Raw genomic sequence first — 16379 nt, 5'->3', positions numbered from 1 at the left:
GGTGGATAGATTGTGTGCCGGTACCAGCGGTTACTCCTATGCTGAATGGGTGGACGCAGGAGTTTACCCGGCCGGCACCCATGCGGCCGATATGCTGCCGGCCTATGCCGGAATGTTTAAGGCCACGGAGCTTAACTACACCTGGTACCAGATGCCCAAGGCCCGTTCCCTGGAACGGATGGCAGCCCAGGTGCCCGAAGGGTTCAAATTCAGCGTCAAGCTCACCCGCACCATGACCCATGAAGTGGATAAAACAGGATGGATCCGGGAAGTTCTGATGTTCCGCCAGGGCATTTCCCCCTTGGAAAACACAGGTTGCCTTTTGTGCATACTGGTTCAGCTGCCACCTTATTTTACGCGTACCCCGGAACGCAGATTCTATCTGGCAGCCTTGCTGGATGAGCTTTCAGGACTGCCCGTTGCCGTTGAATTCCGGCATCCCTCCTGGGTCCATGACAAGGTGTTTTATGAATTCGAACGTCGGGCAGTTACCCTGGTGACCGTGGATGGCCCGGGCCTGCCCAGCCTGTTTCCAAGATTAGACATTGTTACCAACCGCCGGCTTTTTTACCTGCGTCTGCACGGCAGAAACAGCCAGGGTTGGCGCTCGGGCAATATGCAGAAACAGTTTGACTACAATTACAGTGAAACCGAACTAAAGGCCCTTGCCGGAACCATTTCCAATACCCTTGGCCCAGCTGCAGACACAGGCGCCGTATTTTTCAATAACCACGTCAGGGGACAGGCGCCCAATAACTGCCGGCGGTTGATCGACATACTCAGTGCCCAGTCATGAGGCCGCGGTCCATCATTCATCTGAACATTGCTGATTTTGCCGCCCGGCTGGAAACCATGGCCTCTCCGGATTTAAAAGACAGACCCGTGGTCATTGCGCCCCTGGAGGCACCCCGGGCTGTGGTGTATGACATGAATGAACCGGCCTTCCGGGAGGGCATCCGCAAACGCATGCCCCTGTCACGAGTATTGTCCCGACACAGGCACATTAAGGTTCTGCCACCCCGTTTCAACCGGTATGCACAGGCCATGAAAGAGATTACCAAGCAGGGTTTGGCATTTACCCCGGCCGTGGAGTCCGGTATGGGTGACGGCCATCTTTTCCTGGATATCACCGGCACGACAAGGCTTTACGGCCCGGGCCCGGATGTGGCCTTCCGATTGAAAAAAGCAATCAAAAAACAGATGGGCCTGGATTCTGTCTGGTCCCTTGCCACCAATAAATTGGTGGCCAAGGCCGCCACCCGGCTGGTCAAACCCCTGGGCGAATATATTGTGGGGCCTGGTGAGGAAGCGGATTTTCTTACCCCCTTTCCCCTTAAACAACTGCCCGGTATAAGCCGCCATGAGGCCCGGATCGCGGCTCGCTTCAATCTTGAAACCGTGTGTCATCTACGGCAACTGACCCTGGCCCAGCTGGCTATTCCCTTTGCGGAAAGGGCGTATTTCATTCACCGGATCCTCCAGGGTATAGACACCAATCCCGTAAAACCGGGTTCTGCCCCAAATTCGGCATCCGGCCTGGTATCAGAGCTGGTTGTTGATCATGAATTTGCCACAGATACCAACGAGCAAGATGAACTGAAAGCCTGTATTGCCCTTTTAAGCCGGCGACTCAGCCGGGATCTATCGGGCAGCCGGGCATGCCCCAGGGACTTAAACCTGTGCCTGTCCTACGCCGACGGAATCCAGCACCATGGCAGATGCACCCAGATACGAGACGACACTCTTTTCATGTTCAGTCAGACATGGGCACTGTTTGTACGTACCTGGCAACGCAGAGTTCGCATCCGGCATATCAGCCTTGCATGCAGTACGGTTCCTGTCCGGACAGATCAATTCGTTTTACCCGTTCAGGCCGACTTGTTCCAGGCGCCGGATAAGGACCCCAAAAAAGATAAAACGCGTAAGGTTCAACGGGCGGCCTTCCGTATCAGTGACCGGTTCGGCTCCGGGGCCATTACCCTCGGGGCCGCTTTAAGAATGCCGGGTGAACCTGCTGTGCCATGATCCCGCTGGCAGTTCACTCCCACTACTCGTTGATGCGGGGTGTTCCAGGGGTCCGGGATTTGTGCGCCCGGGCAAAGGCTTTGGGTTATAACGCTTTGGCCCTGACAGACACCAATAATCTTTACGGTCTGTGGCCGTTCCTCGATGCCTGTGCCGAATTTGATTTACGACCCGTGGTGGGTGCTGAAATCACTGACCCGAAGGCGGGCACCAAAGTTGTGGCACTGGTGAAAAACAACACGGGGTACGCCAATTTGTGCAGGCTGCTTACCCGACGCCACAGGGACCCGGACTTTAACCTGGCACAGGCCGTGCCGCCCCTTGGACAGGGCCTGGTCCTTTTGACCCCGTCTGTCCAATGCCTGACCCATTGGCACACACTTTCCCGCCAGGGTATGGCTCTGGATATCGCAGCCTCTATCGGACGCGTACCGGTTTCCCTGCATCACCCCCTGTGCCGTGCGGCCCGGGTGGCAAACTGCCCTTTAGTGGCTGCCCCGGACAGTTATTTCTTATCCCCACAGGATCATGGGATCCATACCCTGTTGCGGGTCATTGCTACCAAAACCAGCCTGTCCCGGCCTCCTTTGGGGCAGATGGCACCCGCTAACGCATTTTTAGGCAGCCCCGACCACTACGTCTGCAAATTTGCCGCCATGCCCGAAGCCGTAACCGCCACTCGGGTTCTGGCAGAACGTCTTGAATTCACAGGCCCTGGCTTTGGTATTGTCATGCCCCCGTACACACCGCCTTTGGGGCAGACCTGCACGGGGCTGCTCCGGGAAAAAACCATGGTGGGCGCCATCAAACGGTATGGGCCAAGCCTTTCGGGGCGGGTGCTCACGCGCATTGACCACGAATTGGCCATCATTGAACAAACACGTTTTTCCGCCTATTTCCTGGTGGTTGCTGATATTGTAAAGCAAGCCTCTCGCACCTGCGGCAGGGGCTCCGGCGCTGGGTCCATCGTGGCATATTGTCTGGGCATCACCAATGTCTGTCCCATCAAGCACAACCTTTATTTTGAACGGTTTCTCAATCCGGAACGCCGGGATCCCCCGGACATTGATGTGGATTTTGCATGGGATGAACGGGATGCCGTGCTCAAGCATGTGTTGAACCGGTTTAAAGGCCGGTCTGCCATGGTGGCAAGCCACATCCTGTTCCAGCCCCGGATGGCAGTACGGGAAACCGCCCGGGTATTTGGCCTGCCCGAAGCTGAAATAAAGCTGGGAATTTCCCGGCTGTGCCGGGAGGTTTCATTTCTAAGGGGCAGCAATGCATTAGATTCTGAACATCTCGGGAAATCAGGGCAGTTGGCTGATCCCTGGTCAAGGATCATTTGCCTTGCAAACAGACTTATCGAAACCCCCAGGCATCTGTCGGTTCATCCGGGGGGCGTTGTTATCACCCCAGGCTCCATTGACACCTATGCCCCCGTGGAAGATGCCCCCAAGGGCATTCCTGTCATCCAATGGGAAAAAGAGGGTGCCGAAGCCGCAGGCCTTGTCAAGATAGATCTTTTGGGCAACCGCAGCCTGGGTGTCATCAGAGACTGTGTTGCCTCAATCCGGGATACCCAAGGGCAATTTACGGATTTCCAGGACATTGACCCGGAAGATGACCCGGCCACCCAGCAGCAGGTGGCCCAGGGCCGTACCATGGGCTGTTTTTATATTGAAAGCCCTGCCATGCGCCTGCTTCAGAAAAAATCCGGTCAGGGTGATTTTCGCCATCTGGTCATTCATTCCAGTATTATCCGGCCCGCTGCCAACGAATTTATAAATGCGTATCTTCAACGCCTCCATTCAGGTGTCTGTGAACCGCTTCATTCTTTAATGGAAGGGCTTTTGGACGAGACCTTCGGCATCATGGTGTTTCAGGAGGATGTATCAAAGACTGCGGTCCGATTGGCCGGCTTTACCCATGCCCGTGCCGATGAACTGCGCAAGGTCATGTCCAAAAAAGACAGACACAAAAAACTTGAGGTTTTCAGGGCTGAATTTTTTGAAGGTGCGCGTAGCAAAGGCGTTTCTTCGGACGCTGTGGAGAGAATCTGGTATATGATTCTCTCATTTTCAGGCTACTCCTTTTGCAAAGCTCATTCGGCGGCCTATGCCCGGGTCTCATTCCAGGCTGCGTATCTAAAAACCCATTACCCGGCGCAATTCATGGCAGCAGTGATATCCAACCAGGGCGGCTTTTATTCCACCTTTGCCTATGTGTCCGAAGCCCGGCGTATGGGGATAACGATTCTGGGGCCGGATGTCCGGCACAGCCGGGTGTGCTGGACCGGACTTAAAAATGAGATCCGGGTCGGGCTGATTGCCATCAAAACCCTGGGTCGGACAACCATGGATAGAATTATGCTGGAACGGGAAAAGGCCATGTTTTCAGACTGCTTTGATTTTTTTAACCGCGTTGCCCCCAGGGAGGATGAAGCCCGGGCCCTTACGGACAGCGGCTGCCTTGACGGCCTTTTGCCGGGCACAAGCCGTGCGGCTTTAGCCTGGGCATATTGCGTCTGGCAAGCAGGTCGACGGTCTATGGCGGACCGGCTTGATCTGTTTGGGTCGGAGATGCATGACATTCCGAATTTGCCTCCGGATCCTCCCCTTCAACGGCTTCGCCGGGAATTTGTCGTGCTGGGTTTTTTAGCGGCCTGTCACCCCATGAAGCTGGTAAGGGAAAAATTCCAGAATCTCAACACGATTAAAGCTGTGGATTTGCCCAATATGGTTGGCCGAAACATATGTTTTGCAGGCTGGCTGATTACAGGCAAGCTTGTGAAAACCAGGCAGGGTGACCCCATGAAATTTCTTACCTTTGAAGATGATACCGGCTTGGTGGAGACCGTCTTTTTTCCCAGGACCTATATTCGGTTTTCCCATGTCCTTGATAATGGATATCCATATGTACTTTCCGGCCGGGTGGAAAATGAGTGGGGGGCAATTACATTAACCGTCAGCCAGGTGGGTCGTCTTTGATATAAAATTACAATTATGTGCTTTTTGGCACAGCCCCTTTCTCCAAGGGGCCAAACATAATCCCCTATTGGGCTTGAAACCCGAGATATAAAGAGATACTTAAGGCATTTTCTAATAGAAAATAACATTTTTGAATGCCTCTTTGGTGCCCAAGGTTACATTTTTGTGGATTAAAAAAAATATTATGATTTTATAGATGATTTGTTGTGTGGTATTTTGTGCTGTTTTTCCCCTTGTAATTTCAATTAATTGCGCCTGCTGGGTCTGTCCGAGGGGACGCAGCTGGTATAACATTTGCAAAAATGTAAGAACAATTTTATTTATTAATATGTACTTGCAAAAAATGATTTTTTTTGCAAGTTAACCGCATTAACCCGATGAAAAGGAAAATATGATGTTAAGACACTGTGCATTTGTCGTTGGCTTGATCCTGTTAAATGTATGCCCGGCTTTGGCCGGAGACGGCACGATTGATAGCGGAGACACCGCATGGGTAACCATGTCCACAGCCCTTGTCATGATGATGACACCGGCCGGCCTGGCCCTGTTCTATGGCGGTATGTCTCGATATAAAAATTTGCTGAACACCATTGCCATGACGCTTGTGGCTTATTGTCTGGCATCGGTGGTCTGGGTGGCCTGGGGATATTCCCTGGCTTTTGGAGAGAGCGACTCGCTTTTCATCGGTAATTTGAATCATCTGTTTTTATCCGGCATTGACATTCATTCGGTATCCGGCTCCATTCCCACCATAATTTTTGTTCTGTTTCAGCAGACCTTTGCCTGCATTGCCATTGCCATTGTTCTGGGTTCTGTTGTGGACAGAATGAAATTTTCCTCCTGGATAGTGTTCACCATTTTGTGGGTTACTTTTGTTTATGCACCCGTATGCAACTGGGCATGGGGCGGGGGATGGATGCATCACCTCGGCGCTCTGGATTTTGCCGGCGGTAACGTTGTCCACATCAATGCTGGTGTCTCAGGTCTGATGCTGGCCCTGGTTTTAGGCAAACGCAACGGCTACGGAAAGGAAGCCATGATCCCTTCCTCTGTTGCATTCACAGCCCTGGGTGCAGGGCTTCTGTGGTTTGGCTGGTTCGGCTTTAATGCAGGCAGCGAACTGGCCGCCGACGGCGTGGCAGCATCCGCGTTCATGGTCACCAACACTGCAGCAGCCATTGCAGGGCTTGCCTGGTTGTTCGCTGAGTGGAAGATATCCGGCAAGCCCACGGTTCTCGGGCTTGCCTCCGGCGCAGTTGCCGGCTTAGTGGGTATCACGCCGGCAGCCGGATTTGTCTCCCTTGGCGGTGGGTTTGCGATTGGCGCAGTGGCCGGCGTTTTAGGATATATGGGTGTCGCCGTAATCAAACAGAAGCTTGGGTACGACGATTCCCTTGATGCCTTCGGCATCCATGGGCTTTGCGGCATCTGGGGAGCCTTGGCCACCGGTCTTTTTGCCACACCCACAGTTACGGAAGGGGCGGTTGGCCTTTTTTACGGCAATGCAAAACAATTGGGCATCCAGCTTTTGTCCGTCATCGGCACCGCCGCATTTGCCGCCATTGCCACACTGATCGTCATTTATATTACCAAAGCACTCACCGGCGGAATCAGGGTGGACCCGGAGGAGGAATTATCCGGTCTTGATAATGCCATCCACGGCGAACGCGGTTTCGAAATTGAATAGACTCACGGGTAAGCCGTAACATCGTCCCCAATTTTCGGCCTAATATGCTAAAGCCCCGGATAATTTTGTCCGGGGCTTTAATTGTCCAGCAGCTTTTAAAAAGGTATTGACAGATATTCAAAATTCGATTAATGTCATCGGCTCATGGGCCCAGGTAGCTCAGTCGGTAGAGCAGGGGACTGAAAATCCCCGTGTCAGCAGTTCAATTCTGTTCCTGGGCACCATTTATATTACATATACGTAAAGTAAGTCCCCATCGTCTAGCCCGGTCCAGGACACAGGCCTTTCACGCCTGCGACAGGGGTTCGAATCCCCTTGGGGACGCCACTTAAAAATAAAGGCCTTCGACATTTTGCGAGGGCCTTTTTTTTATTGATCTCCAATAAAAAAAGGCCGAAATTGCGATTCAGGTCGTTTGCATGCTGCTCTAATCTGCTCGATCATTGGGTTTTTCGATTCTGGCAGTTTACCATGAACATCAATATAATTTGTGTAATGATCACTGGCTAAATAGGACGTCACTTCTAACTGTCGGACTAAGCGTTCGGTCTCTTTTAGAATACCATGTGGCCCCAGCATTTTAAATTTGCCGGACTCAACTTCATCCAAGATTGGTGTGTTGATCTTCGGTACAAACGTTCTAAGCCTGATGAAGTCGGGATTAATCTGATTAAGTGCATTTGCCGTAGCGTCTGCATGCGGCTCTGTCAACCCCGCGCCCCCCAATCCCAATACAACATAGAGACTTAACTCTAATCCAGCGGCAACGACCCACTGACCTGCCTCGATTTGACGTTTGGCATCTACTCCTTTTTTCACATAGCGCAGAATCTCATCATTTCCGGATTCAAGACCCACATGGATACGATTTAACCCGGCCTCTGCCAATTGTTTTAGACCACTTCGTCCTTTTTTATGGATATATTGGGACGAGCCATAGACCGTTATCCGTTCTAAATCAGGAAAAATTTTGCGGGCATAGATACAGATCGCGGCCAAGTTATCCGTTCTCATCGCAATGGTATTTCCTGCCGGGAAAAATAGCGTTTTGACGTTAGGTCCATATGTTTTGGATGCAGAATCTATATCTTCCATAATATCTTGAACAGGTCTGATTTTGAAACGTGGGCCATTTTTATAAATCGTGCAAAAAGTGCATTTATTGTGAGGGCATCCGACCGTGGCCTGAATTAAAAGTGAATCCGCTTCACTGGGTGGACGATATATGGGGCCTTCGTATCTCATACTATTTTTTGACATTTTATTAGAATTACATAAACTTTATTGTTGAGTAATACACCCTTGCAGCTGCCTGATGATCGACAAGTCATCATCATTTCGTGATATTTTACTGCATTTATCCATATCTAACAAAACCGTGCATCTGTCAGCAATTGCTCTACTTGCCTGTACCGCATGAGGAACCATTGAAAACAGGGACGACATTTCTTCCAGGGATTTAAAATAGTACCCATCGCCATATAATTGATTATTACCATGTGCTGCACGAAGTTCATTACATTCAAGGGCATCTTCTTTATCTACATAAAAACTTCCGCCGCTGACCACACATTGCGCACCTGTTTCCTTGGACAATTCTATCAGCTCGGCAATCATTTCCTTATTTTTTTTCAGTCCATTATCCTGTAGCTCCAGAAAAAAATGTTCATCACCAAAAAGAGATAAACATTTTTGGACAAAACAGACTGCCTCTCTTTTTTTCTGGGCATATAAATATTTATCAACGATGCCCCCGAGACCGCCCGTAAGGCAAATAAGACCGTCATAATACATCTCAAGCAACTCAAAATCAATCCTCGGACGCTTATAAAACCCTTCTGTAAACGAACGTTCTGCCAATGCTAACAGGTGCATAAAACCAGTACTGTTTTCTGCCAGAAGAACGAGGTGATATTTGTGGGTACTTTGGAAAAAACGGGAGTCATCAGCAAAGTAAAAACCCAATCCGATGATTGGTTTTATACCCGAACGAATACATGCGTTATAGAACTCCGGTACTCCGGAAACATTTCCACTGTCCGTAATCGCCAATGCATCCATGTTATATAACACTGCCCTTTCTACAAGGGCACTGACAGAACTCAACCCGTTATTATGCGTATATGCTGTATGAGTATGTAAATCAACATAGGAGGATCTGCTCATAAATATCCTTTCAAAAAAAGCTATTTTTGGCGATATGTATTGAGGAAATCACCTAGCTCCTGCATTGCGTTTGACAGAACCTTTGATTCAGGCAACATGACTATTCTAAAATGATTTGGTTCCGGCCAGTCAAATCCACTTCCCGCAACAAGCAAAATATGCTTATTTTCCAGTAAATCCAGTACAAATTTTTTGTCGTTTGTAATATTAAATTTGGGCGTATCGATTTTTGGGAAAAGATAAAATGCTGCCGCGTTTTTAACATATGTAATTCCCTCAATTTGGTCTAACGCTTTGATCGTCGCTTCTCTTTGTTCATAAATTCTTCCGCCGGGAGAAATCAACGCTTTGGTGCTTTCATCATCCGCCAATGCCGCCGGAATCACAAGTTGTGTTAAGGCATTGCCACACAAACGCATGGCCGCTAATTTTGTAATAGACGCGATTAAACCACCAATTTGCTGACGCGGCCCGCTAATTGCCAGCCAACCACAACGAAACCCACATACGATGTGCGACTTGGATAACCCATTGAAGGTGAAGACCGGCATATCAGGGGCAAGTGCTGCTGTAGAAACATGTTCTAACTCATCCATCACCAATCGGTCGTAAATTTCATCCGAACAAATTAGCAAATTGTGTTCTCTTGCAATTTGAATGATCTGCTCTAACACTTCTTTTGAATATAAAGCCCCCGTCGGATTATTGGGGTTAATAATAAGTATGGCACGTGTTTGAGGTGTGATCTTTTTACGAATGTCGACCACATCAGGATACCATTCAGAAGCCTCGTCACAGTGATAAAGCACTGGCGTGGCACCTACAATATACGCCATATTCGTCCAAAGAGAATAACTTGGAGATGGAATAAGAATTTCATCACCTGGATTTAAAAATGTGGTCATTGCCATATTGACAACTTCACTGACACCATTTCCAATGAATATATCATCCATGGTAAGGTCCAAAATTCCTTTGCCAACGTGATAGTCACATATTGCTTTTCTGGCTTCAGGCATACCTTTTAAGTCACAATATCCAACGGCTTTATCGACATTATTCATTAAGGCCGTGCGCACACTATCAGGCATTGTAAACCCAAAGGTTTCTGGATTTCCTGTATTGAGTCTTAACACATCAATGCCGGCAGAAACCATTTTCATGGCTTTTTCAAAAACTGGACCGCGTATGTCTGAATGGACATTTTTCATTCTATCTGAAGATGGTATGGGATTCATTGTTAAATGCCTTATTTATACTTTTTTATAATCGTTTTGTATTAGACAGATTATTATTTCATTCATAAAAGTTAAACAACCACCGTCTTGAAGACGGTGGTTGTGACCACAAGCTTTACACGGGCTTAAGCCGTCTCAACAATAATAAAAGGGGATGCCGTGAGCAATCAATTTTTAAAATATTTAGTTTTGAAAGTTGTTAATGATCAACTCAAAGCAAACGCTTCCTTTCGAAGCACAGGCATCCAGCATAAGTCCTCCTTTTTTTATGTAGTTGAAATTAAAATGAGCTTTCCATTACCGGCTTAATAAGGATCTCTACACGACGATTCATTGCGTCATTGGAAGAGATTGGCCGAGACTCTCCATAGCCGACGGCTATGATTCTTTGGGCGGAAACCCCATTGTAAATTAATTGGTTTGCAATAACTTCTGCTCTTCGTTCTGATAGTCTCTGGTTATATGCTTCCGACCCTTTGGCGTCAGTGTGCCCGGCCACTTCAATGCGGGAATGTGGATACTTGATTAAAATATCCGAAATCCTTTTCAGTTCTGGATATGCCCCTGGTTTTAAACGGCTTGAGTCGTAATCAAAATAAGCTTCTTCTTTAAAGGTTGCCCTTAAAATATCCTGCTCACGTCGTATACTTGCCGATTCGGACGCTGCCATTGCATGTCGCAACTCCTGCTCCTGCAGATCCATATATTTACCGACCTGATTTCCTGTAAGCCCGCCGAGGGCTGCTCCGATACCAGCGCCGATAAGCGTTGATTCCGTGTTTCTGCCAATGACCTGGCCTAAAATGGCTCCGACGGCTGCGCCGGTTCCTGCGCCTACAGCTGTTCCCCTCTCCTGATTCGTATGCATGGTTGCGCATGAAAAAAGAGTGGCCGATAAAACAATAACAATACCTGTGACAATCAATTCTTTCATTTAATCTCCTCCGTAATATGATTTTTTTTATAACAGCCATGGACTGACTTGGTCCATCAATACCGAGGTTCAACCCACAACAAAGCATGAAAGTAATTCAGTAACTTATTGGAACTTTCATATAAAAAAAGTTAGGACGCCGTGTGTTTCAGGGCCGTAAATTAAAAGAGGGCTGGTCAAAAACCAGCCCTCTTTTAATTATATAGCCTAAAAGCTATTTATTTTCTGTGGGCGTAATCTGCATAGCCCATGGCAACCGTACGGTAGACGATGTGGGCCATTTTTGAATACGGCAGGAATGCAAACAGGTTGAAAATAGCAATCAGGTGAATCCAGTAAAAGAAGTAAGCAAGCCATGCGATTTCAGCCAGGCGGGCCATTTCCGTGAGCATACCGGAAAGGCCTAAGGTGAAGACAATACCAAGAATAAACCAGTCTTTATAAGTTGTGATCTGGGTTTTGTTGGTAAGTCTGTTCTTGATCATGATGCCTGAACCAATGACCAGGGCAACACCTGCGACATTGGCCAGCCATTTAATGGGGTTAAGCTGGGGATAAGGACCGGCATAACCGCCCACGTAAAGCATGATGCCGCATACCGCAGTTACAATGAAAAGGCCGATAAAGGCAAAAAGCACCATCATATGCGGGGTGGCACGATCTTTATTGGATCCGCACTGGTTGAATTTGTCATGTTTCAGCACCATGGGTATGACATTTTTAACAGACATCAAAAGGGCTTTGTAATCAAGGCTGGTTTTGTCTGTTTTGCCTTCAAGAACCGCATTGTCATGAACGTCGACAATAAAGCGTTTCAAGGCAAGAAAGAAAACAACTGTGGCAAAAATAGCCGTGGGAACAAAGGTCATATCCACAAACCAAGTGGATACAAAGTTAGAATGGGCAATAATATGTTCTGCGCCGTCATGGGCATGGGACCAGTGAAGACGTCCGCCAAGGGCATCGCCGAACAGGGTATGGAAAATTTTTTCCATAACGCCGCCAAAGCCCATGGTGATAATTGCAAGCAGCGCAAACCAGGCTGCCGGGATTCCAAGCAGAAGCGGCAGTTTGGACGGATCATTTATGGCCTTGGCAAGGCATTTGGGCGTTGCGTATTCAGTGATGGCTGCAGAGCGAATAGCTGCCAGTACATCACCTGGGGCTGCACCCCGGGGACACATATCCGTGCAGTCACCGCAATTGTGACACAGCCAGATGTCGCCGTTGCTGATCAGTTTGTCTTTAAGGCCCCATGAAGCAGCAATCATTTCCTTTCTGGGGAAAGGGCTGTTTTCAGGTGCAATGGGGCAGGCCACGGAACATGTGGCACATTGGTAACATTTTTTCAGGGTTTCTCCGCCAAGACCTCTAATCTCGGCAATGAACTCCAGATCTGGTTGGGCAAGATAATTGGCACTCATAGTAGTAGATACCTCCATTAAGTTTGTATGCCGCAGTTAGAAACCTTTGAACGGGTTCGGGCCAAGTGCGTCCACTTCTTCAACAAAGTCGTTGATGATCTGAGGCAGTTTGTCATATTCATCAATGGCGACTTCCACAAATGCCACTCGTTCTTCTTCAAGGGCCAGTGAGGCCAGTGCATCACCGATCTTTTTTACACGGATTTCAGCAAGTTCTGAACCTTTGACAAAATGGCATTGGTAATCATCGCCATGTTTGCAGCCGATGAGGATAACGCCGTCAATACCTTGGGCCAAGGCGTCCTTGATCCAGATGGTGTTTACTGAACCCAGGCAGCGAACCGGAATCATACGGACATCAGGTGAGTAGTCCACGCGGTTCATACCCACCATATCTAATGCAGGGTATGCATCGTTTTCACATACCAGTGCCAGAAAACGCAGAGGCGGTTCATCATAGTCATCCTCAGACGGTACACTAATGGCTTTGACCTGGGAACCGATACTGTCAATGGTATAATCGGCAAAGGAGATAATACGTTCCGGACAAGCACCCATGCAGGTACCGCAGCGGCGGCAGCGGGTGGGATTGGCTTTTGGGGTTCCTCTGGCATCATCATCCAAGGCGCCGAAGGGACATTCAACCGTGCAGCGTTTGCATTGGGTGCATCTTTGGAAGAAGAATTCCGGGAATGTCATGTCACCGGAACGCGGATGCACTGCCATGCCGCGGTTGGCGCTTTCAATACACTGAATAGCTTTCAGTGCTGCACCGGTTGCGTCTTCCATGGACTCTTCTATAGTCATGGCCCGGCGCACGGTACCGGCCGCATAAATACCCGTTCTCTGGGTTTCATAGGGGAAGCAGATATAGTTGGAATCAGCATACTGGCCGAAAATATCGTTATCCCTGAATCCGGGACCCTGGCGGTAGGCCAGGTTAATAACCGGGTTGTCCTTGGTGGCCGGAACCATACCGCTTGCCACAACAACCATGTCCGCTTTGAGCACCAGGCTGTCACCCAGCAGTGTGTTTTTGGCTGTTACCATCAATTCTGAACTCATGGCCGTAACGTCGGTAACCGCACCCTTGGTCATGAAAATGCCGTCGTCCTGCTGCATGGCTTTGTAAAAATATTCCTGCAGACCAGGGGTTCTCATATGCTGATAAATGACATAGGCCTTACCGTCAGCATAGTCTTCCCTGACATAGCGGGCTTGTTTCAAAGCCACCATGGAAGTGACGGAACCGGTATATTCAAAATCACTGTCATCTTCATCTTTACCGGCAGATTGGATAAATACAACGTTTTTGGCTTCCTTGCCGTCGGAGGGACGCAGGATTTTGCCCTTGGCTGCAATCATTTCAAATTCATCATTGGTGACCACATCAGGACTGTCCACCGACAGATGAGCGTATGCTTCGCCTTCCAGGACATCGGGCCGCCAGCCGGCAGCCAGAACAACCGCGCCGTAAAGCTCTCCATTTGGATCAAGAGAAAGGATGTCTTCTCTGCCTTCATTGTATTTCAGGTATTTTTCATGGGCAGCGTCGGCATCCAGTTCTTTGCCGTTTTCATCCAATAGCTCTTCAGGAGGCAGCGGAAAAGGTACGTCAAAGGGGATCTTTTCACCGGGTTTTTTCATGGTTACGGTGAATTCACCGGGTTGGCCGGCAATACGTGCCACAAGGCAGTTCGTTCGTACATCTATATTGGTGTTGGCCTCAACTTCCTGGATAAGTGCGTCAACCACCGGAGCCTGAAGGGTTTCAAAGGGCGGCTGAACAGGCATCTGGTTGCGAAGTTTGGCCGCATACCCGCCAATGGCTGCCTCTTTTTCTACGATGGTAACCTCATAACCGGCTTTGGCAGCATCAAGTGCTGCCGACATGCCGGTGACGCCGCCGCCGATAACCAGAACTTTTTTGGAAAAGGACTGTGTCTGGTAAGGCTCAGGCAAATTGACTTTTTCCAAGCGGATCATACCCATTTTGATATAATCCTGGGCCTTCATCTGGATCCGGTCAAAGTGCTCTCCGTCATCTTTCTGGTCTTCGGTGAGGGCCGGATAGGTCTCCCGGGAATGGGGCCATACAACACCTTCCCTTAAATTGGCCCGTTCAATAATGCATCCGGGGAAGTTAAATACGTCAAAGTTCACCCGGCGGGAGCAAGCGCCAATAACCATGGCGTTTACCTTGCCCTCGTCAATATCCTTTTGAATAAGTGCAACACCTGCTTTGGAGCACAGGAAGGGGTGGGTGGTGCAGTTGGTGCCCTCTTCATCGGGGATACCTGTTAACGCTTCTATATCAAGTTTATCACCGATACCACAGCCTGTGCAGATATATACGCCGTATTTTTTATCCATGGTTTGTTACCTCCTCAGAGTCTGAATGGCTTTAAGGGCCATGCCGGTTGCATTCTGGTTGGATGTCACAACATCGGCCGGTTTATTGGCACACCCTGCTGCAAACAGGCCGCCTTTGGAAAAGTCATTGATAATAAAGCCTTCGTCGTCAAAGGTTAAATCGGCTGCGGGCTTATCAATGGCGCAGGTGGGTTGCATTCCGGTGGCCAGCACCAGCATATCAACGGTCTGCCTGATTTTATTCCCGGAGATGGTATCTTCGGCCACAAGATTGATATTGCCGGTACCGCTCTCTTCACTGACTTCAGCAACTTTTCCTTTTACAAAAAATACGTTTTCGTCTTCTTTGAGTTTGGCATAGAAGTTTTCGTATTTTCTTCCTGGGGTCCGCAGATCAATGTAATAGATGTAAATTTTTGCATCCGGATATTGGGCTCTGATATATGTGGCATGTTTTAGGGATGCCATACAGCAGATATATGAGCAGTAGGGCAGATGGTTTTCATCCCTGGAACCTGCGCATTGGGCAAAGGCGATGGTTTCCGGAGCCTTGTCATCGGACGGGCGGATGATTTTACCTTCGGTGGGACCGTTGGAAGAGGCCAACCGTTCCAGCATCATGTTTGTGATGATGTTCTGATACCGGCCAAAACCAAGATTGTCAATGCGGGTGGCATCATAGGGCTGCCATCCGGTGGCGAAGACAACGGCACCGACTTTCAGGTCAAATGTGCTTTCTTCCATGGTAAAATCAATGGCGTCATATTTGCAGGCTTCCTTGACCTTTTCCCGGTCTTCCTTGCCCATGGCTGAATCCATGACATACCGCTGGGGAAAGGCCATGTTGTGGGGCAGGTATGCGGCTTTGCGCCGATTCATGCCAAAGTTGAATTCATTGCTGATTTCAGTTTCGCACACTTTTTCACATTCACCGCAGCAAGTGCAGTTGCTGTTTACATACCTGGGCGCGCTTTTTACGGTGACGGTGTAATCCCCGGGGGTGCCGTCAACGTTCTGTACTTCGGAAAGCGTGTACACCTTGATGTTCTTGTTATCTTTGAGGCGTCTGTAATTGATCTCAAGACCGCAAGTAGGCGGGCAGAGTTTGGGGAAGTAGTGCTTGAGCTGGGTAACTCTTCCGCCAAGGGAAGCTTCCTTTTCAATCAGGAAGACTTCGTAGCCCACTTCGGCAGCTTCCAAAGCGGTCGTCAGACCGCTGATTCCACCACCAACCACCATAATGCTTCCACTTACCGGGGCTGAATTTTCTGTAGTCATGCTGTCCCTCCGTGCATTTAAGTTGTGTAGTTGTGTTGTGTATAAGTTCCAATTTTTTGTATGCCGGATCCTGATAAAACCAATTATATCAGCTTTGGCTCAGGGGCCAGCATCCTGTTCTCCTTATTTGCAAGACTGCAAGTTAACCTATAAATCGTTTGCTGGCAAGCTTGCAAAAAAGGAGACAGGGCCGGGTAGGCATAATCTGAAAAACCCCCAGGCACCGGTAAGTCGGCACCTGGAGGTTTATATCAAGACATCCTTAGG

General features: G+C 49.0%; 11 protein-coding genes and 2 tRNA genes. 6 read left to right on the top strand and 7 right to left on the bottom strand.

Annotated features, from left to right (window positions below; genetic code table 11):
• The first annotated feature begins 1 nt into the window (after position 1).
• The 6 genes from EYB58_RS05190 (at position 2) to EYB58_RS05165 (ending at position 7026) form a co-directional block, all read left to right on the top strand.
• A complete protein-coding gene (locus tag EYB58_RS05190; RefSeq protein ID WP_111956415.1) occupies positions 2 to 796 on the top strand; it encodes a DUF72 domain-containing protein in 795 nt (264 codons plus the stop codon).
• Positions 793 to 2025, top strand: coding sequence for a DNA polymerase Y family protein (locus EYB58_RS05185; RefSeq protein WP_111956417.1), 1233 nt, complete (start codon positions 793 to 795; stop codon positions 2023 to 2025). The genes EYB58_RS05190 and EYB58_RS05185 overlap by 4 nt, the downstream gene beginning before the upstream one ends.
• Positions 2022 to 5012 (top strand): DNA polymerase III subunit alpha, encoded by a 2991-nt coding sequence (locus EYB58_RS05180; RefSeq protein WP_111956419.1) that lies wholly within the window; start codon positions 2022 to 2024, stop codon positions 5010 to 5012. The genes EYB58_RS05185 and EYB58_RS05180 overlap by 4 nt, the downstream gene beginning before the upstream one ends.
• 394 nt (positions 5013 to 5406) lie before the next feature.
• A complete protein-coding gene (locus tag EYB58_RS05175; protein ID WP_278186436.1) occupies positions 5407 to 6699 on the top strand; it encodes an ammonium transporter in 1293 nt (430 codons plus the stop codon).
• 148 nt (positions 6700 to 6847) lie between these two features.
• Positions 6848 to 6923, top strand: a tRNA-Phe gene (locus EYB58_RS05170).
• A 25-nt stretch (positions 6924 to 6948) separates the two neighbouring features.
• Positions 6949 to 7026 (top strand) — tRNA-Glu (locus EYB58_RS05165).
• Positions 7027 to 7068: 42 nt separating this feature from the next.
• Here EYB58_RS05165 and EYB58_RS05160 read toward each other — a convergent pair.
• From EYB58_RS05160 to EYB58_RS05130, 7 genes are all read right to left on the bottom strand, one after another.
• On the bottom strand, positions 7069 to 7944 hold the full coding sequence (locus tag EYB58_RS05160) for a radical SAM protein (RefSeq protein WP_242637566.1): 876 nt from the start codon (positions 7942 to 7944) through the stop codon (positions 7069 to 7071).
• 36 nt (positions 7945 to 7980) lie between these two features.
• Positions 7981 to 8865, bottom strand: a complete 885-nt coding sequence (locus EYB58_RS05155; RefSeq protein ID WP_111956427.1) for a PHP domain-containing protein — start codon at positions 8863 to 8865, stop codon at positions 7981 to 7983.
• Between the two features lie 20 nt (positions 8866 to 8885).
• Entirely contained in the window at positions 8886 to 10103 is a 1218-nt protein-coding gene (locus tag EYB58_RS05150; protein ID WP_111956429.1) for an aminotransferase class I/II-fold pyridoxal phosphate-dependent enzyme, read from the bottom strand.
• A gap of 280 nt (positions 10104 to 10383) precedes the next feature.
• The gene (locus EYB58_RS05145) at positions 10384 to 11037 is read right to left on the bottom strand and encodes a YiaD family glycine zipper/OmpA-like lipoprotein (protein WP_111956431.1); all 654 of its coding nucleotides are present in this window, start codon (positions 11035 to 11037) and stop codon (positions 10384 to 10386) included.
• 218 nt (positions 11038 to 11255) lie between these two features.
• Positions 11256 to 12461 carry a quinone-interacting membrane-bound oxidoreductase complex subunit QmoC gene (qmoC, locus tag EYB58_RS05140; protein WP_111956433.1) on the bottom strand — a complete coding sequence of 402 codons (1206 nt, stop codon included), beginning with the start codon at positions 12459 to 12461 and terminating at the stop codon, positions 11256 to 11258.
• A gap of 36 nt (positions 12462 to 12497) precedes the next feature.
• Positions 12498 to 14834 (bottom strand): FAD-dependent oxidoreductase, encoded by a 2337-nt coding sequence (locus EYB58_RS05135; protein WP_111956435.1) that lies wholly within the window; start codon positions 14832 to 14834, stop codon positions 12498 to 12500.
• A gap of 6 nt (positions 14835 to 14840) precedes the next feature.
• Entirely contained in the window at positions 14841 to 16112 is a 1272-nt protein-coding gene (locus EYB58_RS05130; RefSeq protein ID WP_111956437.1) for a CoB--CoM heterodisulfide reductase iron-sulfur subunit A family protein, read from the bottom strand.
• Positions 16113 to 16379 lie beyond the last annotated feature (267 nt).

The sequence above is a fragment of the Desulfobacter hydrogenophilus genome (assembly GCF_004319545.1).
Taxonomy (GTDB): Bacteria; Desulfobacterota; Desulfobacteria; order Desulfobacterales; family Desulfobacteraceae; genus Desulfobacter; species Desulfobacter hydrogenophilus.
Note: the sequence above shows the minus strand (reverse complement) of the source record. Positions and strands in the feature narration are given on the sequence as shown.